At 67.6% G+C, this 25,231-nt stretch carries 19 protein-coding genes and 1 tRNA gene; 13 read left to right on the top strand and 7 right to left on the bottom strand.

Annotated elements, in window-relative coordinates:
• Positions 1–15: 15 nt before the first annotated feature.
• The 6 genes from moaE to ASD15_RS26430 all read right to left on the bottom strand — a co-directional run bounded on the left by moaE (position 16) and on the right by ASD15_RS26430 (position 8,927).
• Entirely contained in the window at positions 16–474 is a 459-nt protein-coding gene (moaE, locus tag ASD15_RS26455) for a molybdopterin synthase catalytic subunit MoaE (protein ID WP_057158003.1), read from the bottom strand.
• The gene (locus ASD15_RS26450) at positions 471–3,221 is read right to left on the bottom strand and encodes a DUF349 domain-containing protein (RefSeq protein ID WP_057158002.1); all 2,751 of its coding nucleotides are present in this window, start codon (positions 3,219–3,221) and stop codon (positions 471–473) included. The genes moaE and ASD15_RS26450 overlap by 4 nt, the downstream gene beginning before the upstream one ends.
• 72 nt (positions 3,222–3,293) lie before the next feature.
• The gene (locus ASD15_RS26445) at positions 3,294–4,001 is read right to left on the bottom strand and encodes a hemerythrin domain-containing protein (protein ID WP_057158001.1); all 708 of its coding nucleotides are present in this window, start codon (positions 3,999–4,001) and stop codon (positions 3,294–3,296) included.
• A 112-nt stretch (positions 4,002–4,113) separates the two neighbouring features.
• Positions 4,114–6,669 (bottom strand): bifunctional acetate--CoA ligase family protein/GNAT family N-acetyltransferase, encoded by a 2,556-nt coding sequence (locus tag ASD15_RS26440; protein ID WP_082552160.1) that lies wholly within the window; start codon positions 6,667–6,669, stop codon positions 4,114–4,116.
• 21 nt (positions 6,670–6,690) lie between these two features.
• On the bottom strand, positions 6,691–7,680 hold the full coding sequence (locus ASD15_RS26435) for a DUF2804 domain-containing protein (RefSeq protein WP_057158000.1): 990 nt from the start codon (positions 7,678–7,680) through the stop codon (positions 6,691–6,693).
• Entirely contained in the window at positions 7,677–8,927 is a 1,251-nt protein-coding gene (locus ASD15_RS26430) for a winged helix-turn-helix domain-containing protein (protein ID WP_057157999.1), read from the bottom strand. Before ASD15_RS26430 ends, ASD15_RS26435 begins: the two co-directional genes overlap by 4 nt.
• A gap of 219 nt (positions 8,928–9,146) precedes the next feature.
• On the opposite strand from ASD15_RS26430, the gene ASD15_RS26425 reads away from it, so the two are divergent.
• The 3 genes from ASD15_RS26425 to ASD15_RS26415 all read left to right on the top strand — a co-directional run bounded on the left by ASD15_RS26425 (position 9,147) and on the right by ASD15_RS26415 (position 17,142).
• A complete protein-coding gene (locus tag ASD15_RS26425; RefSeq protein WP_229418342.1) occupies positions 9,147–11,804 on the top strand; it encodes a diguanylate cyclase domain-containing protein in 2,658 nt (885 codons plus the stop codon).
• 81 nt (positions 11,805–11,885) lie between these two features.
• Positions 11,886–13,145 carry an exonuclease SbcCD subunit D C-terminal domain-containing protein gene (locus tag ASD15_RS26420; protein ID WP_057157998.1) on the top strand — a complete coding sequence of 420 codons (1,260 nt, stop codon included), beginning with the start codon at positions 11,886–11,888 and terminating at the stop codon, positions 13,143–13,145.
• A gap of 13 nt (positions 13,146–13,158) precedes the next feature.
• Entirely contained in the window at positions 13,159–17,142 is a 3,984-nt protein-coding gene (locus ASD15_RS26415) for an AAA family ATPase (protein WP_057157997.1), read from the top strand.
• On the opposite strand, the gene ASD15_RS32975 is transcribed toward ASD15_RS26415, so the two are convergent.
• Entirely contained in the window at positions 17,139–17,294 is a 156-nt protein-coding gene (locus tag ASD15_RS32975) for a hypothetical protein (protein ID WP_200954087.1), read from the bottom strand. The two genes, ASD15_RS26415 and ASD15_RS32975, sit on opposite strands and share 4 nt — an antisense overlap.
• Before the next feature lie 116 nt (positions 17,295–17,410).
• On the opposite strand from ASD15_RS32975, the gene ASD15_RS26410 reads away from it, so the two are divergent.
• From ASD15_RS26410 to ASD15_RS26365, 10 genes are all read left to right on the top strand, one after another.
• Complete coding sequence (locus ASD15_RS26410; protein WP_082552159.1) at positions 17,411–17,875, top strand: putative metalloprotease CJM1_0395 family protein; 465 nt, start codon at positions 17,411–17,413, stop codon at positions 17,873–17,875.
• A 57-nt stretch (positions 17,876–17,932) separates the two neighbouring features.
• Positions 17,933–18,145 carry a hypothetical protein gene (locus ASD15_RS26405; protein WP_057157996.1) on the top strand — a complete coding sequence of 71 codons (213 nt, stop codon included), beginning with the start codon at positions 17,933–17,935 and terminating at the stop codon, positions 18,143–18,145.
• 78 nt (positions 18,146–18,223) lie between these two features.
• Positions 18,224–19,165, top strand: coding sequence for a hypothetical protein (locus ASD15_RS26400; RefSeq protein ID WP_157201158.1), 942 nt, complete (start codon positions 18,224–18,226; stop codon positions 19,163–19,165).
• A 127-nt stretch (positions 19,166–19,292) separates the two neighbouring features.
• Complete coding sequence (locus tag ASD15_RS26395; protein WP_057157994.1) at positions 19,293–20,453, top strand: class I SAM-dependent methyltransferase; 1,161 nt, start codon at positions 19,293–19,295, stop codon at positions 20,451–20,453.
• A 77-nt stretch (positions 20,454–20,530) separates the two neighbouring features.
• Positions 20,531–20,607 (top strand) — tRNA-Met (locus ASD15_RS26390).
• Positions 20,608–20,680: 73 nt separating this feature from the next.
• On the top strand, positions 20,681–21,112 hold the full coding sequence (locus tag ASD15_RS26385; protein ID WP_057157993.1) for a YeeE/YedE family protein: 432 nt from the start codon (positions 20,681–20,683) through the stop codon (positions 21,110–21,112).
• A gap of 10 nt (positions 21,113–21,122) precedes the next feature.
• Positions 21,123–21,581 (top strand): YeeE/YedE family protein, encoded by a 459-nt coding sequence (locus tag ASD15_RS26380; protein WP_057157992.1) that lies wholly within the window; start codon positions 21,123–21,125, stop codon positions 21,579–21,581.
• 1 nt (position 21,582) lies between these two features.
• Positions 21,583–22,203: a cyclopropane-fatty-acyl-phospholipid synthase family protein gene (locus ASD15_RS26375; RefSeq protein WP_057157991.1), complete on the top strand. Its 621-nt coding sequence runs from the start codon at positions 21,583–21,585 to the stop codon at positions 22,201–22,203.
• Positions 22,204–22,285: 82 nt separating this feature from the next.
• Positions 22,286–23,413, top strand: a complete 1,128-nt coding sequence (locus ASD15_RS26370) for a sensor histidine kinase KdpD (RefSeq protein WP_057157990.1) — start codon at positions 22,286–22,288, stop codon at positions 23,411–23,413.
• 107 nt (positions 23,414–23,520) lie between these two features.
• On the top strand, positions 23,521–25,158 hold the full coding sequence (locus ASD15_RS26365) for an acid phosphatase (RefSeq protein WP_157201157.1): 1,638 nt from the start codon (positions 23,521–23,523) through the stop codon (positions 25,156–25,158).
• Positions 25,159–25,231: the final 73 nt, after the last annotated feature.

The raw sequence follows: 25,231 nt of genomic DNA, 5'->3' as shown, positions 1-25,231 counted from the left end.
CCAGATCAACCTAAATCAAGAAAGTGTCCATTTCTTCAGTGCGGCGTCATCGCTGACGCGGGCATCGACCCAGCGGGCGCCTTCCGGGGTTTGTTCCTTCTTCCAGAACGGCGCTTCGGTCTTCAGGTAGTCGATGATGAATTCGCAGGCGGCAAACGCTTCGCCGCGGTGGGCCGACGTCACCGCCACCAGCACGATCTGCTCGGTGGGCTTCAGGGGCCCGATGCGATGGATCACCAGCGCGCCGTAAATCGGCCAGCGCGCTTTCGCCTGTTCAATAATGGCCTCGATCGACTGTTCCGTCATGCCCGGATAGTGTTCGAGTTCCATTTCCGCCACGTCGGCGCCTTCGTTCAGGTCGCGCACGGTGCCGACAAAGGTGACTATACCGCCGACCCTGGCGTTCCCGGCGCGCAGTTGCGCCACTTCGGCGGCGACATCGAAGTCCTCCGCCTGCACACGTACCTGGGTCATTTGGCCTCCGCGCCGATGCGGCGGAACAACTGTTCGATGCGGCTGGCCGTGCGGGCGTCCGCCAGCGCCGGCATGGCGCACAGCTGCACGAACTGGGCCGCCTGCGTCATCGGCTTCTGGCCGGACTTGAGCGAGGACTGCAGCACCTCGACCTGCATTTTCAGGCGTTCGCGCGCGAACTCGGCGCCGCTGTCGACGCCGGCCACGATCTCCAGGCGCAGCACTTCCTGCAGCAACTTGGCGCGCGCCGCTTCCAGCTGGGCCGCATAGGCGCTGCGCTTGCCCGGTTCGGCCGCGGCGGCCAGCGCGGCGGCGAAACGGGCGTGCAGCGTGCGCTCGTAGTCGTTCGGCAGGGCCGGCAAGGCTTTCCAGCGCGCCTCCCAGTCGGCGGCGTCGACGGCGCCGCCGGCCGCGGGGGCGGCGGGCGTGGCGGCATCCGGTACGGCGGCAGCGGAGCCGTTGGGCGCGGCGCCTGCCAGGGCCGCCTCCAGCGCCTGCGTCAGGCGCAGCTTGTCGCGCAGCGCGTTGGCCTGCGCGGCGCCGGCGCGCTTGCGGATGGCGTCGCCCTGGGCCTGCACAGCGGCGATGGCCGCCTTGTAGCGCGCCTCGATCTTCTGCTCGCTGGCGCGCGGCACCGTGCCGGACGCGTGCCACGCCGTGGCGGCGTCGCGCAAGGCCTTGGCAATGGCGGCCTGCTGGGCCTTGTCATCGCCGCTGAAGGTGGCTTGCTCCAACTGCGCGCAAATGGCCTCGCGGGCATGCAGGTGGGCTTTGCGTTCGTGGTCGGCGGCGTGCGCCGACTCCTTGCGCGCGGCGAAAATGGCGTCGCAGGCGGCGCGGAAGCGCTGCCACAGCGCCTGCTCCTGCTTGCGCTCCAGCGGCAGCGCCTTGGCGTGCTCCTGCCAGCGTTCCTGCAGGATGCGCAGCGTGTCCAGCGTATGGCGGTCGACCGGATTGAGCTTGGCGGTTTCCTCGATCAATTGCTCGCGGCAGGCCACTTCGATGCTGCGCTGGTTTTCCAGCGGCGCGAGCATGGCGTCCATGGCCTTGCCGAAGATGGCGTCCAGCTTCTTCTTTTCCTTGCGGTCGATGGCGCCCAGGCGGCCCCAGGCCTGGCGCAGGCGCTGCGAGGCAGCGGCCAGCGCCTTGTAGTCGGGCGTTTCCGATTCGGCGGCCTTGGCCTTTACAGCGTCAACTTCTGCGATCAGCGCTTGCGCCTTGGCGGCGTTGGTGTGGCGTTCATCGGCCAGGTGCTTGAAGTGGGCGGCGGCCGGTGCGTAGGCAGCGGTGCAGGCGGCGTCGAAACGCTCCCACAGGCCTTTGGGCGCCGGGCCGGAAACCGAGTCCAGGCCTTTCCAGCGTTCGCGCATGCTGCCGACTTTTTTGGCCAGCTCGGCCATCGCCAGTTGCTGGCCTTGCAGGTCCTCGACCGACTTCACCAGTTCCTCGCGCGACACGTTGCCGCCCCAGCGCGCCCAGTCGCCCAGGCGTTTCAAGTCGGCGCGCACATGCGCCAGGCGGTCGGCCTGGGCCGGCGTCAGGCGGCCGGTCTTGATTTCCTTCAGTGTCTTGTCGTGGTCATTGGCCACATGCAACTGGCCTTCGGCCAGCGCCGCTTCCATGCCGTCCAGCGTGGCCATGAAGCGCTTGTTGGCCTCGCGCGCTGCCTCCTGCGCGGCAGGCGACAGGTCGCGCTGCCGGGCGGCGCGCTCGGCGCCTTTGCCGCCCGCGTCCCCGCCGTGCTTGGCCGATGCCTGGGATTCAGCGCCGTGCGCGGCGGACGGATACTGCTGCGCAACCTGTGCGCCGGCTGCCTGTGCGTCGGCTGACTGTGCCGCACCGTGCGCGGCGCCGTCGGTCTCGCTGCCGCCGGCAGCGGCATGGGCGCCCTGCGCAGCCGCAGCGCCCGGCACTGCGCCGTCGCCGGCTGCCTCCTGCGCGTTGCCGCCGGCCGCCGCCTCGGACTGGGCGGCGCCAGCGCTGGCGCCGGGGGGCGCGCCGGATTGCGCGGCGCGGCGGGCCTCTTGCGCGGCAAGCTTGCTGCGCGCCTCGGCCATGGCGGTCTCGAAATCACCCAGCAGGTTGCGCGGCAGCGCGCCCTTCTCGGGTGCCGCCACGTGTTTGGCGTGCTCCTCGGCCAGCGCGTCTAGCTGGGCCGCATCGGCCCCATCCGCCGCGAGGCGGCGCACGGCGGCCAGCGCGTCGAGCGCGGCGCGCTGCAGGTTGACCTGGTCTTCCAGGCGCTGCCCCAGCGCGCTGCGCACGCCGTTGAATTCTTCGGCCAGTGCGGGCGTGGCGGCAATCACCTTCCACAGGCGGTCCAGTTCGGCGACTTGATTGGGCGTGAGTTTCTCGTCGGCCTGCAGCTTGCGCGCATTGGCAATGGCGGCCTCGGCCTGGCGCTGTTCGGCCTGCTGGTGACGGATCGCGTCCAGGCGCGATTGCATCAGCTTGGCCACCCGGCGGTCGGTGTTGCGCATGGCCTGCTGCACCTTCTCCAGCGCCGGCTGCGACACCACGTGCGCGGCCGCAGCCAGGCGCACGTCGGCAAACTCGCTCTGCAAAATCAATTCGACTGCAGCGGCCTCGTCCTCGGCCAGCGTCTTGGCCCGCTCGGCCTGCGCGGCGCGGCGCGAGGCGGTCTGCTCAGCTTGGGCGGACGCGGCCACGGCGGCGGAAGCCTGTGCAGCGTCGGGCTGCTGGCCGTTCGGCGCATCGCCGGGTCGCTTGAAGAGGAATTCGAACATGATGGGCTATCGCTGTTTCAAAACCGCCATCATAGCAAAGGAAGGCCATGCTTTGCCTCGGCTACGCGAAAGCTAGTCTGCCAGCGCGCGGCTGGACGGACGCTGACGGCGCGGACGGACCAGTTCCGACACCGGAATATTGGTGTCGAACTCGTCGTCCGGCAGCACCTGGGGCAACACGGCCAGTTCCGGCAGCGCCAGCTCGTCCGCCTTGCCGCGCGGCCTGGCGGCCGGCTTTCCCACCAGGTGCAGCGTGCCGCCCTTGCAGCGGCGCGCCTCGGCCACGTTGGCATCGTGCAGCAGGAACTGGTTGGCGATGGCAAACCACGCTTCGCCGCCGATGGCGGTGCGCGCCACGGCAAACAGTTCCTTCTCTTCCTTGTCCAGCCGCTGCAGCAGCGACTCGCAAAAGGCGTCGATGCCGGCACAAATATCGTGCACGCGCTGCGCGGACTCGTCTTTCGATTCGGCAACCTGTTGCTGCAGCGAGCGGATCACCCCCAGCGCCGTGTCGTTTAGCCGGTTGAGCTCGTCGAGCAGCTGGTTGGCCTGCTCGGTCGCCTGGCGGATCGCCGGGATCAAATACATCTCGATCTTGCGCCAGTGGCAGGCCTGGTACAGCCGGTTCAGCGATTCGCACGCGAACTCGAGTTGCGACAAGGTCAGGCTGTTCTGGTTGAGCAGCGTGGACTGGACGTATTTCTGGAAGGAAAGCAAACTGACGCGGATGCTGGCTTGCTCGACAGATAGAGCTACCAAGGTGTATGTGGCAGTTAACATTCTTACTCCAAGCTAGGATCACAAAAAGCGACGAGGCGGAAGTAAAAGTGTAAATAATTGCGACGATCAGGACTTTGACATAGAACAAACTGTCTGGGTATTGATCAGGAAACTACGCTTGCAGCTTGAGATGTAAAATGGACGTCCCGGGTTCCGGCGACGGACTGACCGAGCCGCCGAAGCGCCGGACCAGCTGCTGGACACCGCCATTTTCAGACAACGCTTCACCGACAATCGCCGCAGTGCCTCGGCTGCGGAAATAATCGATCAGCTTTTGAAACAGAATAGCGCCTAGCCCCATTCCCTTCAAGTCCGAACGTACCAAAATGGCAAATTCAGCATGCTGATTATCGGGGTCGGCAACAGCGCGTACTACCCCTAGTGTTTCAGCCCTGCCCGCGCTACCGATGCGTGTTGCAATGAAGGCCATGGCGCGGTCGTAGTCGATCTGCGTGAGCCGCGCCAGTTGCGCCGGCTGCAACTCGCGCATGGCGGAAAAGAAGCGCAAGCGCACATCGTCCGGATCCAGTTTGGAAAAAAATTCGACATGTTGGGGGGCATCTTCAGGCCGGATCGGGCGCAAGGTCAGCGGTGCGCCGCGCCACAGGACTTCCTGTTCCAGCTCCTGCGGATAAGCACGGATGGCCAGCCGGTAGCCGGCGCGCGGCGGACCCAGCGTGATGCGGGCATCCAGCGCCAGCACGCCTTGCGCATCCGCCAGCAGCGGGTTGAGGCTCAGGCTGGCCAGTTCGCACGTGTCGGCCACCAGGTCGGATACCTGGATCAGCGCATGGCAGATGGCGTCGCTGTCGGCGGCCGGGCGCAAGCGGGTACGCTCCAGCAAGTCCCGCGCCAGCACCATGTTGAGCGGCGGCAAGCCGATGGCGCGGTGGCTGGCGCCGAAGTCCATGGCGCCGCCCCGGCCGGCCGCCGCCTCGGCCGCAAGATTGGCGCTGGCGCCGCCGGGCCCGAAACTGATCACCGGCCCGAAGGTGGCGTCGTCGTGCACGGTGATGGCCAGTTCGGTCGCATGCAGCGCCGCGGCCGGGCGGGCGCCGGCACCGTGCGCGCCGCCGCCCCAGTCCGCGCCCGAGTCCGAGCCTGCGCCTGATGCCGGCCCGGATACCGAACCGGGTGCCGGGCCGGGTCCGCCGTCCGGTGCCGCCACCCGGATGCCGTAGGCGGCCAGCACGGCGCGCGTTTCCGCCGCTGTCAGCGCCTGGCGCCCATCTGCCACGGCGGCAGCCAGCACGGCGCGCGCGGCGGCGCGCTCCGGCTTGCCGCCCGGCGGCAACTGGCCCGGCACTTCCATCAGCAGTTCCTGGTTGCGGCGATACTGCACCGTCTGCATGAAACCGCGCACGGCCTGCTCGGGCGTGTCGTAGGCCGGCAAGCCGGCTTCGGCAAACACGCGGCGCGCGCCGGCCACCGCTGCCCCGCCCAGCCAGCACGCCAGGACGTTCTTGCCCGAGGCGCGCGCCAGCGGAGCCAACAGCTCGGCAATCCGGCCGGCGTCCACCCCGGTGGCGGGCGCGTGGATCAACAGCACCGCATCCACTTGCGGCTCGCGCAGCAGCGCGGCGAACACGGCCGCGTACTGCTCAGGCGTGGCGGCGCCGCCCAGGTTGAGCGGATTGAACGGCGGCGCGGCCGCACGGCGCGCGATGGCCGCGCCCGGCTCGGCCGACTGCGCCTGCCGCAGCAATCTGATGGTCTCGTCCGACAGCGCCGCCAGCGCGCCGTCCGCGTACGCCAGTGCGTCGGTGGCGATGGTCCCCAGCGCGCCGCCGTTGGCCACGATGGCCAGCCGCTCGCCGCGCAGCGCGCGCGCATGGGTCAGCGTTTCGGCCGCGTCGAACAAGTCCTCGGTGGAATGCACGCGCAGCATGCCGGCGCGGCGGAAGGCAGCGTCGTAGGCCAGGTCGCTGCTGTCGCGCCCCGCTTTCAGCACGATCACCGGCTTGGCGCGCGCCGCCAGCCGCGCGGCCGACATGAATTTGCGTGCGCAGGCCAGGTTTTCCATGTAGACCAGGATGGCGGCCGTATCGGCATCGTCGGCCAGGTAGTCGAGCAAGTCGCCCAGGTCGATGTCGGCGCGCTCGCCCAGCGAGGCAAACTTGGAGAAACCGATGCCGTGCAGCCGCGCCCAGTCCAGCACCGCCGCCATCAGCGCGTCCGACTGCGAGATGAAGGCGATTTTCCCGGCCCTGGCGCCGCCCTCGGCCAGGCTGGCATTCAGGCCGCTGTGCGGCGCCAAGAGCCCCACCCCGCCCGGCCCCAGGATGCGCAGCAGGTGCGGCTTGGCCGCGTCCAGCATGGCCTGGCGGGCCGGCTTGCCGCCGATCCTGGCCTGGTCCAGGCCCTTGGTCAGCACCACGGCGGCGCGTGTGCCGCGGGCGCCCAGCTCGGCGATCAGCCCCGGCACTGTGGCCGGCGGGGTGCAGATGATGGCCAGGTCGGGCGCCTTCGGCAGCGCCGACACCTTGCCGTAGCAGCGCACGCCCAGCAACTCGTCGTACTTGGGATTGACCGGCCAGAGCGCGCCCGCGTAGCCGCCGCCGGCCATATTGGTTAGCACGATGGCGCCCAGGCTGCCCGGCCGCAGCGAGGCGCCGATAACGGCCACCGAGCCGGGGTCGAACAGGCTGTTGAAATTCCTGATGCTCATGGTCCGCCCTTTCAGCTCCCGCTACCAGCGGGAGCTATGGTCTTCCGTTACGCCCACCAGCTGCGTCACCATGCGTTTTGGCTGGTCTGCGCTGCTGCGCACCCAGCCGCTGAAGGTGCCGATCGGCTGCAAGTAGCGGCTGGCCGCCACCACCATATTCTTGTTCTGGCGGCGCGCGCCCTCCGGCGTGAAAAACAGTTCCAGCAGGTCGTCCTCGGTGAAGATATGCCAGCGCGCCAGCGGGTCGGCCTGGTCGTAGATGAAATGCGCCGGTCCCAGCGCATGCACCTGGCCGTCGAGCCACAGCGCGTTCTCATGGCCGCCGAAATAGCCGGCCTGCAGATTGAAACCCAGTTCCAGATTATGCCCCGAGGCCCAGCGCCACGCGGTATTGCGCGCCAGCAGGCCGTTGGAATAGTCGAAACTGGCCACGCCGCCGGCCAGATCGTATTCGCCGCGCCACAGCTTGACCTGGCCTGTGAGCGGCATCCCGGAAGACTTCTGCGTGGCGTGCACCGAACCGTCCTTGACCGGGCCGCTGGCCAGCAGCAGCGGCGCATTGCCGGGCCCGAACTCGGCCTCGATCACCAGGTAGGGACAATCCAGTTCCAGCTTGTAGCGGCCCGCGCCCAGCCCTTCGATGTTGATGTAGGTCTGCTTCATCTTGAAGGTACTGCGGCCGTTGGCGTGCGCAGCCACCCGGGCCGACGTGATGGGCAGGCCGTCCTGCGAAAAATTGGCCAGCATGTCGCCGTCGTCGCGGTCGAAAGCGTAGGCGAAACAGGTACTGATCCAGCCCAGGTCGACGATGGCCACGGCGCAAAACACCTGCTCGGTGGCCAGCGCCACATAGTGCCAGCGCTTGTGGTGGAAACGGCGCCACAGCGGGTTGCGGGCGTGCGGGCCGGCCAGTGCGCTCCAGTCGAATCCGGCCGCCTGCCCGGCATAGCGGCCGAACAGCGGCTGGCCGTCCGCGCCGACCAGGCTGGCGGGGGCTGCCGGCAGCATCATGCGGCCTCCCTGCCGGCTTGGCCGTCCAGCGCCGCCTGCAGCACGCCGGAAAAGCCGGACGGCTCGGTGGCGCCGGCTTGCACGCGGGGGCAGCCATGCCAGTTGGCGCAGCGCTGCAAGGCTGCGGCCACGTCGCGCGCGAAGCGCTCGCTGACCCGTACACCCGGTTCCAGCGCCAGCGATTTCAGCTCGAACACGCCGTCGCGCCGGTGCGCCTTGGCGTCGACCCGCCCCACCAGCGCACCGCGCCGCAGGATGGGCAGCGTGAAGTAGCCGTAGCGGCGCTTTTCGGCCGGCGTGTAGCACTCCAGGCGATAATCGAAATCGAACAGTTCCAGCGCGCGGCGGCGGTCCCACACCACCGGGTCGAACGGCGACAGGATGGCGGTGGCGGTGGCCGCCAGGGCGCCGGCAGCTGCGCTGGCGGCCAGGCCGGCGTGGTCCGGATGGATGTAGACCGGCTCGTCCCAGCCCTGCACGCGCGCGCGCAGCAGCGCGCCCTCGGCCGCCAGCGTTTCCGGATCGAAGCGCGGTGGCCGGGTCCGGAAGTAGTCGGCAATCCAGGATGCCTTGGCCAGGCCCAGTGCCTTCACGGTTTTCAGCACGAAAGTGCGGCGCGTGTCTTCGATGGCGGGCATGCGCTTATCGTCCCAGCCCGGCAGCGCACGCGCAAGTACGCGTTCGGCCAGGTCGTACACGCGCTGGAAGTTGTGGCGCCGCGCGATCATCAGCCGGCCGGCCGTAAACAGCACCTCCAGCGAACGCTTTTCCGGCTTCCATTCCCACCAGCCGCCGCTCTTGCCGTCGGTGCGCTCGAAGTCCGAGGAGCGTGCCGGTCCATGCTCGCGGATATGCGCCAGCACCGCATCGACCTCGGCGCGGCGCTCGGCCATCCAGGTCCCGGAATACTTCCAGCCCATGGAGCCAGGATCTATCATGCGGTGGCGGTACAAGCCATAGTCTTCCATCGGCACGAAACAGGCTTCATGCGCCCAGTACTCGAACAGCGCGCCCTCGGCCAGCAGCTCCTCCAGCCAGGCTTGCGGGTAGTCGCCCAGGCGGCTCCACAACACCAGGAAAGGGCTGCGCGCCACCACGTGGATGGTGTCGATCTGCAGCGCGCCCATTTGCCGTATCGCCGCCAGCAGGTCGGCTTTTTGCGCTTTCCTGCGGCGCGGCTGCAACAGCCCCTGGGCCGCCAGATGCAGCGCGCGCGCGCCGGCCAGGCTGAATGTCAATTCGGTCAAAAACGTGGCCCTTCCATAGTTAAACCCAGCCCGCTATTCTAAAGAAGAAAGCGCGCTTTGTTGCAAGCGCTGTCGACGATAGCTTGATGTTTTATCACTTTTTCCGGCGGCCCGGGATTTTTTGCTTTTGTTTTGGCATTCGCGCGGCCCAAGCACCCGGTTTACGTGCAAAATACCCCTGATGGAGACTGTGTTACCCCATAGCCCCAAGGCGACCAATTGACAAGATCCGATAACCCAGTCCGACGCCTGCTGCGTAAACTGTACCGGGCGATACTGCTGCCCGCCTTTGCGCTGGGCTTGCTGATTTCCATGTGGGCAGCCGTGGCTTACCAGGTTAGCCAGGAATACCACAGCGCCCGCCACGAGGGCGTGCTGCACAGCCAAACCCTGGCCCGCACCCTGGCCGAGCACACCAGCCACCTGCTGCGCCAGACCGAGCACGCCACCCAGCTGTTCAAGCTCAAATACGAAGAAACCCGCGGCGCGCTGCGCCTGCCCGAATTCACCCGCAAGGGCGGCCTGCTCGACTCCTTGATGCCGTCCCGCCTGGAGCTGCCGATTGCGCTGTACCTGCCGGACGGCACGCTGCTGGAAAGCCGCCACGGCTTCTTCAACCAGAGCATCGCCAACGATTCCGTGTTCAAGATGCTGATGCTGGCACAGGACGATGCGGCGCTGGCGTCCAACCCGATGGTCGAGCCGGTGACCAAGAAGTGGCAGATCCAGATCGCGCGGCGCCTCAACGACGCGCAGGGACAATTTGCCGGCGTTGTCATGCTGATGGTGGACCCTGCCTATTTCGTGGAGGACTACGACCGCCTGCACGTGGAGCCGAACGGTCTGGTGATGCTGGTGAGCCGCGACACCGGGCTGGCCATCGGCCGCATCGAGGAGCGCCTGTACATCACCGACACCATCGACTTCACCACCTCCACCACCGATGCCTACGGCAGCGCCGACGAGCTGACCCTGAAACAGCCGCTGGACGGCGTGGAGCGCATCTACAGCTTCCGCGACCTGCCGCGCTATTCGCTGACGGCGGTGGTGGGCAACACGGTCAGTTCGGCGATGGCCCGTTTCGAGCGCCAGCGCAGCATCTACTTCGTGCTGGCCGGCGTGGCGACCGTACTGGTGGTGTGCTTTGCCGCGCTGCTGATGCAGCAAAGCGAACGGCTGCGGCGCAGCATGAACGCGGCCAACGAGGCCAGGCAGAAACTGCGCGCGGCGGCCGACGCCAGCCTGGACGCGGTGTTCCTGCTCAAGGCTTGCCGCTCGCAGACGCGCGGTGAGGTGATCGACTTCACGCTGCTGGACGTGAACGAGCGCGGCGCGCGCATGCTGGAGCTGCCGCGCGACACGCTGCTGGGCCAGCGCATCGGTGAACTGGTGCCCATGTGGCGCACGGAAGGCTTCATCGACAAGTATCGTACCGTGATGGAGACCGGCCAGCCGCTGGAAGAGGAATTCGAGACGCGCAACCTGCCGGGCGAACCGCGCTGGCTGCGGCACCAGATCGTGGCGCTCGACGACGGCGTCACCGTCACCACCCGCAACATCACGTCGCGCAAACGCGACGAGCTGAAAATGCGGCAGAACCAGGCCGAACTGGCGGCCGTCAACGATGCTTCTCCGCTCGGCCTGATCCGCGCCGACGCCAACGGCCATTGCACCTATGTGAACCGCACCTTCGAGGCAATTACCGGGCTGACGCGCGACCAGGCCCTGGGAGACGCCTGGATGGCGGCCGTGCACCCGACCGACCGCGACGTGCTGCGCACGGCGCTGCGGCACCTGCGCGAAACGCTGAAGCCGTTCCAGGACACCCTGCGCTGCGTGCATCCGGACGGCACCATCGTGTGGACCTCGATGAAGGTTGCGCCGATTATCATCGACAGCAATATCGACGGCTTCGTCGGCACGCTGGACGACATCACGCTGATGCGCAAGTCGGTGATGGCGCTGCGCGAAAGCGAGGCGCGCCTGCGCACCATTGCCGACACGCTGCCGGCCATGATCGCCTACGTCGACGAGGAAGAAGTGTACCGCTTCAACAACCTGGCCTACGAGCGCGAATTCAGCCAGTCCGGCATCGAGGTGATGGGCAAGACCATCCGCGAAACCGTGGGCGAGCAGCGCTACCAGTTTTTGCAGCCCTACATCCAGCGCGCGCTGGCGGGCGAAACCCTGTCCTTCGAGGAAGACGACGAGAGCCATGGCCTGCTGCGCAGCTTTGAAGTGATCTACATTCCGCAATTCGACGAGGGCGGCTTCAGCGTGGTAGGTTTCCACGTCATGCGGCAGGACATCACCGCGCAAAAGCGCGAGAAACAGCGCCTGCTCAAGCTGTCGCAGGTCGACGCCCTTACCGGCCTGACCAACCGCGCGGGCTTCCTGCAGGAGCTGAACAACGCCATGGCCGCCAGCCGCGACAACGGCACCATGATGGCGGTGATGTATATGGACATAGACCGTTTCAAGCCGGTCAACGACACCTACGGCCACAGCGTGGGCGACTCGCTGCTGAAGGTGTTCTCGGCGCGCCTGACGCACGCCATGCGCGCCACCGACACCATCGCCCGCCTCGGCGGGGACGAGTTCACCATCATCGTCGAACGCCTGGCCCGCTGCGAAGACGCGGAGACCCTGGCAGCCAAGATCGTCACCACCATGCAGGCGCCGTTCGAGCTGGACGCGGCCACGGTGTCGGTATCGACCAGCATCGGCCTGACCTTCTACCAGGGCGAGGACGTGACTCCGGCCGAACTGCTGAACCGGGCCGACATGCTGCTGTACCAGGCCAAGCAGGCCGGCCGCAACACCTACCGCGCCGGCGCCCCCGTGCCCGAAGCGCACGTTGCCTCGAATGCGGCTTGAGCCTCCGCTTGAATATCCGTCAATGCCTGGCGGGCCAACTTAGGCTATATTGAGCGTTTTCCGGCTTTACCCTGGCAATCCATGCGTCTGCTGCACACCTCCGACTGGCATCTGGGCCAGTCGCTCCACAATTTCGAACGCACCTACGAGCACCAATGTTTTCTTGACTGGCTGCTGGACGCCATCGTGGCCGAGCAGGCCGACGCCCTGCTCATCGCCGGCGACGTGTTCGACAACGCCAACCCCTCGTCCGCCTCGCAGCGCCAGCTCTACCACTTCCTGCAACAGGCCAGGGTGCGCGCACCGCAGCTGGACCTGATCGTCATCGCCGGCAACCATGACTCGCCGGGCCGCCTGGAAGCCCCCGGCCCGCTGCTGGAAGCGCACGGCACCCGAGTGATCGGCAACGTGCCGCGCGGCGCCGAAGGCAGCATCGACGTCGAGCGCCTGGTGCTGCCGCTGACCGGCAAGAGCGGCGCGGTGGAAGCCTGGTGCCTGGCCATTCCCTTCCTGCGCCCCGGCGACGTGCCGCGCCCGGCAAGCGCGGCCGAACCGGCGCCGGAGCCCGCACCCGACCCGTACCTGGCCGGCATCGCCCTGCTCTACCAGCAGGCATTCGCCGTGGCGCAGGCCCGGCGCCAGCCCGGCCAGGCCATCGTCGCCATGGGCCACTGCCACATGGTGGACGGCCAGATGTCGAACGACTCCGAACGGCGCATCGTCATCGGCGGCACGGAGATGCTGCCCGCCGGGATTTTCGACCCGTCCATCGCCTACGCCGCGCTGGGCCACCTGCACCTGGCCCAATCGGTGGGCAAGCAGGAGCGCATCCGCTACTGCGGCAGTCCCATTCCGCTGTCGTTCGCCGAAGTCGGCTACCGCCACCAGATCCTCAGAATCGATCTCGATGCCGGCACCGGCGCGGCCGCCGAAGTAGTCCCCATTCACGTGCCGCGCGCCGTGGAACTGATGCGCGTGCCCGCCACGCCCGCCCCGCTGGAACAGGTGCTGGAACAGCTGGCCGCCCTGCCCGGCGAGAGCGGCCTGCCGCCGGAGGCCCACCCATTCCTTGAAGTGCGCGTGCTGCTGGACGCGCCTCAGCCCGGCATGCGCGCACGCGTGGAAGCAGCGCTGGAAGGCAAGCCGGTGCGGCTGGCGAAAATCGAAACCTCCACGCCCAAGCGCATGCCATCGCTGGACGACGCGGCCCTGACGCTGGACCAGCTGGGCAAGCTGCAGCCGGACGACATTTTCAAGCGCCTGTACCGTCAGCGCTTCGGCAACGAAGCCCCGGCCGAGCAACTGAGCGCTTTTGCCGAGCTGATGCTGCCCGGCGCCTGAACAAAGAACACCTATGCGTATCCTGAGAATCGGCGGTAAAAACCTGGCCTCGCTGGCCGGAGAATTCAGTGTGGACTTCGAACAGGAGCCGCTGGCTTCCAGCGGCCTGTTCGCCATCAGCGGCCCCACCGGCGCCGGCAAAAGCACCCTGCTCGACGCGCTGTGCCTGGCCTTGTACGACGCCACGCCGCGCCTGCTGAAGGCGCTGGGCCGCAGCATGCTGCCGGACGTGGGCGCCGAAACCGTCACCACCCAGGACACCCGCAACCTGCTGCGGCGCGGCGCCGCCGACGGTTTTGCCGAAGTCGATTTCGTCGGCAGCGATAACCTGCGCTACCGCGCGCGCTGGAGCGTGCGCCGCTCGCGCAACAAGGCCGAAGGCGCGCTACAGCCCACCGCCATGGGCTTGCAGCAGCTGCCCGCACTACTGCCGGTGGGCGGCACCAAGACGGAGGTAAAAGCCGAAATCGAAAAACGCATCGGCCTGTCGTTCGAGCAGTTCACGCGCGCCGTGCTGCTGGCGCAAAACGAATTCGCCACCTTCCTGAAAGCGGACGACAACGAGCGCGGGGAGTTGCTCGAAACGCTGACAGGCAGCGCTGTCTACAGCGAAATTTCCATGCGCGCCTTCGAGCGCGCCAAGCTGGAACTGGCAGCGCTGCAACGCCTGACGGGCCGGCTGGCCGACCAGAAGCCGCTCAGCGGCGAGGAACGCGCCGCGCTGGATGCGCAAAGCGCGGAGGCGGACGCCGTGGTAGCCGGGCTGGACGCGCAAAAAGCGGTGCTGGAGCAGGAACTGCGCTGGCACCAGCAGGCGCATAGGCTGGAGCAAAACGAGCTGCAGGCGCAGCAGGCATTGCAGCAGCGGCAGGAAGAAGCGGAGGCGGCGGCCCCGCGCCGCGCGGTGCTGGCGCAGCTGGACGCCGTGCAGCCCGCGCGTCCGCTGGCCGGCGAGGTGACGCGCATCGAAGACGAAATCATCGTTGCGCAAGCCGCGCTGGCAGCGCGCCAGCAGGAGTCGGAACAGGCGCTGCAGGCGCAGGCGCAAGCCGCCGCCGTGCTGCAGCAATCAGAAACGGCAGTTGTCGACGCCGAAGCCGCGCAGCGCAACGCCGGTCCGCAGCTGGACCAGGCAAAGGCGCTGGACGCCCGCATTGAAGCGGCGCTGCCCGCGCACCGGCAGGCCAGCGCTGCGCTGGAGGCAGCCAGCCAGGCGGACAAACTGGCGCGTAGCGCGCTGCAGAACAAGCAAAGCGAACACCGCCAGCTCACCGCCGCGCAGGAGCACGGCGCCGCTTGGCTGGCCCGCCACCAGCAATGGCAAGCGCTGGCCGAGTCGTGGCAGAAGTGGGACGTGCTGTTCGTGCAGGCAGGGCAGGCCGCGTCGCAATCCGAGAAGCACGGCCATGCGCTGGCGCTGCTGCAACGCCACGCTGCCCAGCACCGCGACGAGGAAGCGCGCGCCACAGCCAGCCTGGCCGGCGCCAGCGAACGGCTTCAGGCGCTGGAGGCGCAGCGCCAGCAAGCCATCGCCGCGCTGGCGTCGTTCGATGCGGACGCCTTGCACAGCCGCCGCCGCGCGCTCGAACAGCGGCGCGACCTGCTCGTTACCGGCGAGAAGGCGTGGTCCGAACTGGACGCGCGCCGGCAGCGCAAGGCACAGCTGGACAGCGAAGCCGCGCAGCAGCAGCGCATCCGGCAGGCGGCTGAAACCAGGCTGGCCGGCGCGCAGCAGCAGTACACATTGCTGATGGCCACCTTCGGCCAGGCCGAACGCTCGCTGAAACTGGCCGAAGCGGCGTGCGCGGAAAGCGTGGAGAAGCTGCGCGCCACCCTGCAGGACGACCAGCCCTGCCCGGTCTGCGGCGCGGAGGAACACCCTTACCGCCATGACGACGGCGCGCTCGCCGCCATGCACGCCAGCCTGCAGGGGGAAGTGACGCGCTGCCGCGAGCAGCTGCAGAAAAACATCGAGCAGCAGACCTTCCAGCGCACCACGGCCGAGAACAGCACCGAACGGCTTGCCGTGCTGGCCACCGAGCTGCACGCGCTGGCCGACACGCTGGCCCGCGCCGGCGCAGCCTGGGACAGCCATCCGCTCGCCGCTGACGCCATGGACGCTGCCGGCGCGAGCGCTCCCGCCGCCACGGCCATGAACGCCGGCACCGCAGCTGCCAGTGCGGCCCCCATGCTGCCTGACGGCGCAGCGCCGGACCTCGCCGGCTGGTTTGCTTCGGAACTGGCGTCGGCCCGGGACGCGCTGCACAGCATCGACCAGCAGGAACTGGCCCTGCGCCGCGCCGGCGCCGCGCGCGACCTCGCGCAGCAAGCCTGCGACTCCGCATCCGCCGAACACGCTCGCCTGCACGCCACGGCGGCGGCAGCGCAATCCGCGCTGGCGCAGTCGAACGCGGAGTTCCAGGCACTGGAAGACAAGCGCATCGAAGTGGCGCTGCAGCTGAGCGGCCTGCTGGATGAACTGGACGCCGCCTTCAGCAGCATCGACCTGCCCAATGAGGGCTGGAAAGACGAATGGAAAGCGGGCCCCGCGCGTTTCCACGAAGCGCGCCGTGCCGAAGCCAAACAATGGCAAACCCAGCGCACCCAGCTGGATGAACGCGCCCCTGCCTTCGCCGCGCTGGACGCCGAACTGCACGCGCTGGCCGCCGCGCAGGCCCGCACCGGCCATGACGCCGACAGCGCCCGCAGCGCCTTCGCTGCCGCCGACGCGAGCCTGCAGGCGATGCAGGAGCAGCGCATGGCGCTGTGGGGCGGCAAGGAAGTGCGCGACGTGGAAGCACAGTTGCAGGCCGCCATCGGCGCCGCCCGTGCGCGCCTCGCGGCCCAGCAGCAGGCCAGCCAGCAAGCCGCGCAGCAGCGTGTGCGCGCCGAAGAAGCCATTGCCCAATCGGCCGCCCGCATCACGGCCCTGCACGCCGCCGCCGAAGCCGCCGCAACCCGCCTGGCGGACTGGCTGGATGCCTACAACCGCGACCAATCCTCCCGCGCCGCTGCCGCGCGCGCAAATGCCGCGCGTGCAGCCGCCCCCCACGCATCCGGGCATGCCGCGCCGCCAAGCGACGACCTGTTCGCCGCCGGCTCCGCAGCGCCTGCGGCGCCGGAAACCGAGCCGCAGCCGCCCGCCGTCACGCTGGCGGAGCTGCTCGCCCTGCTGGCCTGCCCGGCCGACGCCATCCGCATCGAACGCGAAGCACTGCAGGCGCTGGACCATGCGGCCGCCGCCGCCGCCACCGTGCTGAAGGAACGGCAACTGCAGCGCCGCCAGCACAGCGAGAGCGCGCCGGCCGGCAGCGCGCGCAGCATGGACACACTGGCCCTGGCGCTGGACGCCCTGTCGGCCGAACGCAAGCAAGCCCACGACCTGGCCAGCGCGCACCGCCTCGCCATCGCGCAAGACAACGACAAGCGCCAGCGCGCGCACGCCATGCTGGCGGAGATCGAACAACAGGAAGCGGCCGAACAGCGCTGGGCGCGCCTGAATGAGCTGATCGGCTCGGCCGACGGCAAGAAGTTCCGCAACTATGCCCAGCAATTCACGCTGGACGTGCTGCTGGGCTACGCGAACGCCCACCTCAGCCACCTGGCGCGGCGCTACCAGCTCGAACGCATCAACAACAGCAACGGCCCTTCGCTGGGCTTGCTGGTGCGCGACCAGGACATGGGCGGTGAAATGCGCTCCGTGCACTCGCTGTCCGGCGGCGAATCGTTCCTGGTCTCGCTGGCGCTTGCGCTGGGACTGGCCTCGCTGTCGTCCAACCGCGTGCGGGTGGAGTCGCTGTTCATCGATGAAGGCTTCGGCAGCCTGGACGCCGAAACCCTGCGCGTTGCCATGGACGCACTGGACGGCCTGCAAGCCATGGGCCGCAAAGTCGGCGTCATCTCCCATGTGCAGGAAATGACGGAGAGGATTTCCACCCGCATCCTGGTGCAGCCGTCGGCGGGCGGAAAAAGCGTGGTATCAGTACATGCTTCCTAGCGCTGCGGCACTTCGCCGCGCTCCACTTTCACCAAATCCCAACCCAGCTCGCGGCGGATCTGCTGCGGGTCGGGTGGCGGACGGCGGTCCACCAGCTTGTTTTGCAGCCACTGGCGCACCGCTTCCTTGGTAGGTTGTTTCTTCTGATCCACAGCTAGCCTCTTTGAGCAACGTTCGGATATCTATTCAACGCGGCCCGGATTTTTCAGTTGACGGCGCGGGGCCGAATACAACACTTTGTTACGCTTTTTGCTAATATGGGATAACCATGAGCATCAGCGCCATCTCTCCGGGATCGAGTGCGGCGGCGCCAGCCGCTGTGCGCAGCGCTGCGCAGCCGCGGGTGCAGCTCACGCCGGAACAGCTGGCGCAGATTGAACAGCTCAAGCAGCGCGACACCGAAGTGCGCCAGCACGAACTGGCCCACCTGTCCGCCGCTGGCGGGCTGGCCACCTCCGGCCCCAGCTACACTTACCAGCGCGGCCCGAACGGCGTGAACTACGCGGTCGGCGGCGAAGTCAACATCGACACCTCGCCCGGCGCCACGCCGGAAGAGACCATCGCCCGCGCCCGCACCATCCAGGCCGCCGCGCTGGCGCCGGCCGAGCCGTCCGGCCAGGACCGCGCCGTGGCCGCCCGCGCCCAACAGCTGGAGCAGCAGGCCCGGACCGAACTGGAGCTGGCCTATGCGCCCGGCGCAGCCGCCAAGCCAACGGTTGATGTCTACGCTTGAATCTGCCGGGATGCGCTAAAATCTCGTCCTTTCACATTCCCCTACCGCGAGCCTTACATGCTGAAAGCCCCACGCACCCTGACGTTCAAATGCGTAAAATGCAACAAATCGGTCCAAGTTTTCCTGCAGAAAGTCTCGGCCTGCTCCCACATCCAGCCTTACCAGGGCATTTGCAAGTGCGGCGAAGTGAAACGCCATGCCACCGGCCAGAAAGACGCCGTGCAATCCTATCTGGCTTCGCCGGACGGCAGCTGGTCGCACCACCATTGACGCGGATGATTCTAGGCGGACGCTAAAGAAATCGGCATTCCTGCCGATAGCATAGGAAACCCGTCAATAGGTGCCGCAATGTCCACTCTTTCTCCTCTCAGCTCACGCCAGTTCCAGCCTGCCAGCCTGCCTGTTGCTAACCAGCAAACAGACAAAAACTTGCGCACCGGCAATTCCTCGCTGCTGGAGAAAGCCCAGAACGATATGGTGTCGCTGTCCAAGAACGGGATCGACCTGCAGCAGCGCGTCGAATCGCTGGGAAATTCCACCGTGGACCTGGCGCAAGACCTGCTCGGCAGCTTCGCCCAGCAGTTGTTCGGCGACGCCGGCAAAGGCGCGACCGTGTCGTTCGACTCGGTCAGCCTGGACTCGTCGGCCAGCTTCGCCGCCGGCGTGCAACAGAGCCAGGGTCCGAACGGTAGCACCAGCGCGGCCGCGTTCAGCCTGAACGAAAGCTCGCACTTCATCGGCAAGGGCACCATCACCACCGCCGACGGCCGCAGCTTCGATTTCGAAGTGGAAGTGCAGTACGAGTACTCCCTGGAAGCGGCCGCCAGCCAGACCACCACCGGCGCCGGCAATGGCGAGTCCGGAAAACCGCGCTCGGCAGCCGATCCGCTGCCGGCAGTGGAATTCCCGGACATCAAATTCCCAGGCAGCCTGCAAGACTTGTTCCGCCTGTTCGACAAGCCGCTCAAGACCGACGTGGTGCAAGACAACCAAGACCAGCCGGGCCAACAGCAAAAGCTGGGCACCCTGTCGCTGCGCCTGCTCAACCTGGTCAACAGCAGCGAGCTGCTGGATACTTACGGCCAGCAAAACGGCAAGTCCAAGGCTGTCGCCCACGCTTACGGCACGCAGGAAACGCCGGTACCGACCCTGGCCAAAATGCCGGGCAGCGTGCCGCAAGCGGCAGCCGCGCTGGCGGCAGCACAGCCGCCGGCACAAGCCCCTGCGCCGGCGCCCGCCGAGCCGGCGCAGGCCGATCCGCAGCCAGCCGCCAGCCAAGCCGCCACCTGACCTGCCACCCGAGCTGCCATGCCCCCTGCGCGGGCCGCCCAGCGCGGGCCGCGTATAATAGACCCTCTATACAGAACCGCCGCCCTCACGCGGCGGTTCTGCCGTTTACTTACAGATTGAAGATTTTATGACCGCAGCCACTCCCGAAGCACAATTCATCCACTGGACCGAAAACGGCGAGGACCGCTCGGCCCGCTGGCGCTCGGAGAGCGGCATGGCGCCGCCCAAGCGCGTCATCATCGCCGACGACACCACCAACGCCGACACCGCCTACCGCCTGGCGTGCGAAGGCACGGCCCTGCTGTGGAAGGGCGACTTCCAGAACGCGCGCCAGTTGCTGCAGGCGCTGGCCCGGCGTGCCGACCATAAAGGCGGCAAAGGCAAGAAGGCCAGGGCGCCCAAGGTTCCGGCCACGCCCACCGAAGCGTTCCACCTGCATCGACAGGCGCAGTCCCAGCGCGGCCGCACGCTGGCCATGCTGCTGATCCCGTTCGAAGCCGACTACAGCATCCCGCTGCGCCGCGCGCCGGATGTGAAGCTGGCCTGCAACGAGGCATACGGCCGTGGCGAGGAAGCGTTCGCCATGTCGCTGCGCGAACTGCTGGGCGTGATCGGCGCACACGAATGGCGCCGCAACGGCGTGGAAATCCCTGCGCTGGATGAGCGCATCCATCCGCACTACGGCGTGTTCTCGCCCGTGCGCGGCGAATACGTGGCCTTGGTGAACGAAGCGCCGCTGCCGAAGCACGCCAAGCTGGCATTCGACATCGGCGTCGGTACCGGCGTCCTGTCGGCGGTACTGGCGCGGCGCGGCATCGAACGCATCGTGGCGACCGACCAGGACCAGCGCGCGCTGAGCTGCGCGCGCGAAAACCTGCAGCGCCTGGACCTGAACCAGCAAGTGGAACTGGTGAAAGCCAACCTGTTCCCCGAAGGCCGCGCGCCGCTGGTGGTGTGCAACCCGCCTTGGGTGCCGGCCCGCCCCAGCTCGCCGATCGAGCACGCGGTCTATGACCCGGACAGCGGCATGCTGCGCGGTTTCCTCGGCGGCCTGAAAGAGCACCTGACACCCGGCGGCGAAGGCTGGCTGATCCTGTCCGACCTGGCCGAGCACCTGGGCCTGCGTCCGCGCGAGCAGCTGATGGCGTGGATTACCGCCGCCGGCCTGAAAGTGGTGGACCGCATCGACGTGCGCCCGACGCATCCGCGCGCCGCCGACGCCACCGACCCACTGCACGCGGCCCGCGCCGCCGAAGTCACGTCCCTGTGGCGCCTGGCCGCAGCGTAAAATTGCAGTTGGAAAATCCGGCTTTAAAATCTGCCCTTGCGGAATGAAACAGGCTTGTATATAATTCGGGCCTCAGACGCGGGGTGGAGCAGTCTGGCAGCTCGTCGGGCTCATAACCCGAAGGTCACAGGTTCAAATCCTGTCCCCGCAACCAGATTCAGAAAGCCGTTGATTTCGAAAGGAATCAGCGGCTTTTTCCATTGCAGGCCGACTACGGGAGAAGCATCATGGAAATCGACTGGACGCATTTCACGCCGTGGACCAGCCTGGCCGGCGGCGCGCTGATCGGCCTGGCGGCCGCGCTGCTGGTGCTATTCAATGGCCGCATCGCCGGCATCAGCGGCATCCTGGGCGGACTGCTGCCCTGGCCCAAGGGCGACACGGCCTGGCGCCTGGCTTTCCTGGCCGGCCTGGTGGCCGCGCCGCTGGCCTACGCGCTGGCGCTGCCATTGCCCGAGGTGCAGAGCGACGCGGGCACCGCCATGCTGACCATGGCAGGCTTGCTGGTCGGCGTGGGCACCCGCTACGGCGCCGGCTGCACCAGCGGGCATGGCGTGTGCGGACTGTCGCGCCTGTCGGTGCGCTCGCTGGCGGCCACGGCCACTTTCATGGCGGCCGGCTTCGCCACCGTGTTCATCGTCCGCCACCTGGCCGCATAGGGAGCACAACATGCAAATATTGATGGCATGGATCACCGGCCTGCTGTTCGGCCTGGGCCTGATCGTTTCCGGCATGACCAACCCGGCCAAGGTGACCGGTTTCCTCGACCTGGCCGGCCGCTGGGATCCCTCGCTGGCGTTCGTCATGGTTGGCGCCATCGGCGTTGGACTGGTGGCGTTCCGGCTGGCCGGCAAGCGCAGCACCTCGCTGCTGGGCGCGCCGATGCGCCTGCCCACCGCCAGCGACATCGACCGCCGGCTGGTGCTCGGCAGCCTGGCCTTCGGCACAGGCTGGGGCCTGGCCGGCTACTGCCCCGGCCCCGCGCTGGCCTCGCTGGCCAGCGGCGGCAGCAAGCCGCTGATCTTCACGGCGGCCATGCTGGCCGGCATGGCGCTATTCGAGCTGCTGGAGCGTCGCCGCAACACCGCCGCCGGCAGCCAGCCCACCGCCGGCCGCCCCGGAGCCTGAGATGAGCCGCTTTCCCGAATCGGCCGATATCTGGGACCAGCGCTACAGCGGGCCGGACTTTCTGTTCGGCACCGGTCCCAATGCCTGGCTGGCGCGCCAGGCCGCCCTGCTCGCGCCCGGCATGAAGGCGCTGGCAATTGCGGACGGCGAAGGCCGCAACGGCGTCTGGCTGGCGCAGCAAGGCTTGCTGGTGGACGCCTTCGACCTGTCGGCGGCCGGCATGGCCAAGGCGGCCGGGCTGGCGCAGCAGCGCGGCGTGTCGCTGAATGTGCGCGTATGCGACTGCGACGCCTGGGACTGGCAGCCGGCAGCCTATGACTGCGTCGCGGCCATCTTTGTCCAGTTCGCCGATCCGGCGCAGCGTGCGCGCCTGTTCGCGCGCATCGTCGCCACGCTCAAGCCGGGCGGACTGCTGATCCTGCAGGGCTACACGCTCAAGCAGCTGGACTACAAGACCGGCGGCCCCGGCGTGGCCGATCACCTGTACACGCCGGAACTGATGCGCCAGGCGTTCGCCGCGCTGGACATCCTCGAGCTGCGCGACTACGAAGACGAATTGCACGAAGGCAGCCGCCACGTCGGCCGCTCCGCGCTGCTGGGGCTGGTAGCCCGCAAGCCCTGAAATCCTATCTTGCGCCGCTGAGCTAAACGAGGCGCTAACATGCAAGTTGGAAATAAAACGCCCACTTGCAAAGGAGAAGGCGATGACGCTGGCGACAGATCAAAAGCTCGACACGCATGGCTTGTCGGCGACGGCCAAGACCTTGCTCGCCATACGCGACGCCGTCCTGGACCACTGGGAACGCGACGTGCGCGAGCACGTGCCGGAGGCGCGCGACGTGGCCGGGCCGGTGCTGATCAACACCCTGCCGGCCTTCTTCGATAACCTGGCCGAGGCCATTTCGCCCAGCCACCCCCGGGCCAACGCCACCAGCCACAACAACGCGGCGGCGGTGCACGGCGGCGAACGGGCCCGCATGACGTCGTTCAAGCCGGACCAGATCGTGCACGAATACCAGCTGTTCAAGCGGGCCGTGCTGGCCGTGGCCCAGCAGCATGGGCTGCAGTTCAACGCCGCCGAATATGCCTCGATCGAGCATTCCATCGACTGCGCGGCGCGCGAGTCCATCCGCGAGTTCACCGCCATGCACGAAGGCATGCGCCAGCGCCTGGCTGCCGGCCTGTCGCACGACATGCGGTCGCCGCTGGCGGTGATCGCCAACGGCGCCCAGCTGATCGGCATGTCCACCGACCTGGACAAGGCACAAATGCTGGCCACCAAGATCACCGCCAACGCCAAGCGGCTGGAGGCCATGATGGAGGAACTGCTGGATGCGCTGACCTTCGAGCGCACCGAAAAGCTGCCTTTGTCGCCGTCGCACTTCGACATGTATGCGCTGGCGCTGTCGGTGCAGCAGGAGTTCAACAGCCTGCGCTCCGGCGCGGTGGAACTGAACGGCGCGGCAGTGACGGGCTACTGGTGCCTCAATTCCATGCGCCGCGCGCTGGAGAACCTGGTGATGAACGCCTTCAAGTACGGGGACGGCAAGCCGATCCGCATCAACGTCGACGAGACGCGCGGCCGGCTCATCCTGTCGGTCCGCAACACCGGCACGCCCATTCCAGCCGAGCAACACAACCGCATTTTTGGCTACCTGCGGCGCGAAAGCGGGGCCGACAAGGCCGGCTGGGGCATCGGCCTGCCCTTCGTGCGCGCGGTGGCCGAAAGCCACGGCGGCAGCGCAGCGGTGGACAGTTCCGCCGCCACCGGCACGACTTTCCTGATCGACGTGCCGCTGGACAGCACGGTGGCCGACGCGGCCGGCAAATAATTCACGGCCAGCAAGCGCTGGCGGCCATGCCTTGTCAAAGAAATAGCGGCTTTTTCAGGCGGCAGTGATAAACTTTGCCGCTTGAAAATCTTTCTCAGGAGCCGCGCGTGAGCGACAACGATAACCAACCCGCCAACCTCTCGCGCCGCCGCATTTTCCAGGCCGCGGCCGCCACCGGCCTTGCCAGCGCCGTGCCCGGCATCGCCGGCGCCGCTCCCGCCAGGAAGCCTGCCGCCGGATCGCTGGACGCCAAGCTCAAGGCGCACGTGAAAAACGTGGTGGTCATCTACCTGGAAAACCGCAGCTTCAACAACCTGTTTGCCGACTTCCCCGGCCTGGCCTCGCCCATGCCCACCACGCTGTCGGCCGAGCAGGCGCAGAAAGACTACAACGGCTCGGTGCTGCCCACGCTGCCGAAGATCTGGGGCGGCATGGTGCCGCAGTCGCAAACCATCGGCGGCAAGACCTACGAGATCAAGGAAGAGCAGATCAAGGACTTGCCGAACGCGCCCTTCAAGCTGACCGGCTCGGACGGCAAGCCGCTGCCCGAGTCCGTCATCACGCGCGACCTGTGGCACTTGTTCTACCAGAACCAGATGCAGATCAACGGCGGCAAGAACGACGGCTTCGTGGCTTGGGGCAACACCGGCGGCATGGTGATGGGCTACTACGGCGAAACTGCAAAGAACCTGGGTCTGTACCAGCTGGCGCGCCAGTACACGCTGTGCGACAACTTCTTCATGGCGGCCTTCGGCGGTTCCTATATGAACCACCAGTTCCTGATCAGCGGCCGCCCTGCCGAGTTCCCCAACGCGGCCAACAGCGCCGCCAAGAAGAAAATCGTGGTGCTGGCCGACGGCCCCACCGGTTCGCGCCTGGCCGTGGCGCAGGACAGCCCCGCGTCCGCGCTGGACGGCAAGCCGAAGTACGTGAACGACGGCGCCATCACGCCGGACGGCTACATCGTCAACACCATGGCGCCGCCGTACCAGCCGAGCTGGATCAAGCCGGTGCCCGGCGGCGACCAGAACCTGGCCAATCCGGACGAGGCCTATTACCAGCCGCCGCAAAGCTACGACACCATCGGCGACCTGCTGTCGCGCAAAGGCGTGAGCTGGGCCTGGTACGGCGGCGCCTGGCAGGCGGCGCTGGACAGCAACGGCGGCGGACCGAAGCCAAACTTCCAGTACCACCACCAGCCATTCAACTACTTCACGCAGTTCGCGCCCGGCACCGCCGCACGCGCCGAGCACCTGCGCGATGGCGGCCTGGGCGACAGCCCGATGTCGAACAGGTTCCTGGCCGACGCGGTGGCCGGCAAGCTGCCGGCGGTGGCCTTCTACAAGCCGCAGGGCAACCTGAACCTGCACGCGGGCTACTCCGATATCGAATCGGGCGACCAGCACATCACCAACATCATCGCCCACCTGCAGAAGTCGCCGCAATGGAAGGACATGGTGGTGATCATCACCTTCGACGAGAACGGCGGCTGGTGGGACCACGTGGCGCCGCCCAAGGGCGACCGCTGGGGCCCGGGTTCGCGCATTCCGGCCATGGTGGTGTCGCCGTACGCCAAGAAAGGCGCGGTCGACCACACCTTCTACGACACCACCTCCATCATGCGCTTCCTCACGCGCCTGCACGGCCTGCCGCTGCTGGACGGCCTGAGAACGCGCAACGAGGCCTTCGCCGCGCGCGGCGCGACGCCGCCGGGCGACCTGACGGGCGCCCTGAGTTTCCGCTAAGCTACTATACCCACCACGGCGGCATGGCTTTGTGATACACTGCGTGCCGCTTTAAATATTTGAGCCCGACTGC

Source organism: Massilia sp. Root351 (assembly GCF_001425045.1).
Taxonomy (GTDB): domain Bacteria; phylum Pseudomonadota; class Gammaproteobacteria; order Burkholderiales; family Burkholderiaceae_D; genus Rugamonas.
This window is presented reverse-complemented; position numbering and strand designations above follow the sequence as displayed.

Coding starts and splice junctions, on each gene's coding strand:
- ASD15_RS26450 (WP_057158002.1), bottom strand. CDS start 3,221: ATGTTCGAATTCCTCTTCAAGCGACCCGGCGATGCGCCGAACGGCCAG.
- ASD15_RS26385 (WP_057157993.1), top strand. CDS start 20,681: ATGGAAATCGACTGGACGCATTTCACGCCGTGGACCAGCCTGGCCGGC.
- ASD15_RS26395 (WP_057157994.1), top strand. CDS start 19,293: ATGACCGCAGCCACTCCCGAAGCACAATTCATCCACTGGACCGAAAAC.
- ASD15_RS26415 (WP_057157997.1), top strand. CDS start 13,159: ATGCGTATCCTGAGAATCGGCGGTAAAAACCTGGCCTCGCTGGCCGGA.
- ASD15_RS26410 (WP_082552159.1), top strand. CDS start 17,411: ATGAGCATCAGCGCCATCTCTCCGGGATCGAGTGCGGCGGCGCCAGCC.
- ASD15_RS26370 (WP_057157990.1), top strand. CDS start 22,286: ATGACGCTGGCGACAGATCAAAAGCTCGACACGCATGGCTTGTCGGCG.
- ASD15_RS26380 (WP_057157992.1), top strand. CDS start 21,123: ATGCAAATATTGATGGCATGGATCACCGGCCTGCTGTTCGGCCTGGGC.
- ASD15_RS26440 (WP_082552160.1), bottom strand. CDS start 6,669: ATGAGCATCAGGAATTTCAACAGCCTGTTCGACCCCGGCTCGGTGGCC.
- moaE (WP_057158003.1), bottom strand. CDS start 474: ATGACCCAGGTACGTGTGCAGGCGGAGGACTTCGATGTCGCCGCCGAA.
- ASD15_RS26435 (WP_057158000.1), bottom strand. CDS start 7,680: ATGATGCTGCCGGCAGCCCCCGCCAGCCTGGTCGGCGCGGACGGCCAG.
- ASD15_RS26420 (WP_057157998.1), top strand. CDS start 11,886: ATGCGTCTGCTGCACACCTCCGACTGGCATCTGGGCCAGTCGCTCCAC.
- ASD15_RS26400 (WP_157201158.1), top strand. CDS start 18,224: ATGTCCACTCTTTCTCCTCTCAGCTCACGCCAGTTCCAGCCTGCCAGC.
- ASD15_RS26375 (WP_057157991.1), top strand. CDS start 21,583: ATGAGCCGCTTTCCCGAATCGGCCGATATCTGGGACCAGCGCTACAGC.
- ASD15_RS26445 (WP_057158001.1), bottom strand. CDS start 4,001: ATGTTAACTGCCACATACACCTTGGTAGCTCTATCTGTCGAGCAAGCC.
- ASD15_RS26405 (WP_057157996.1), top strand. CDS start 17,933: ATGCTGAAAGCCCCACGCACCCTGACGTTCAAATGCGTAAAATGCAAC.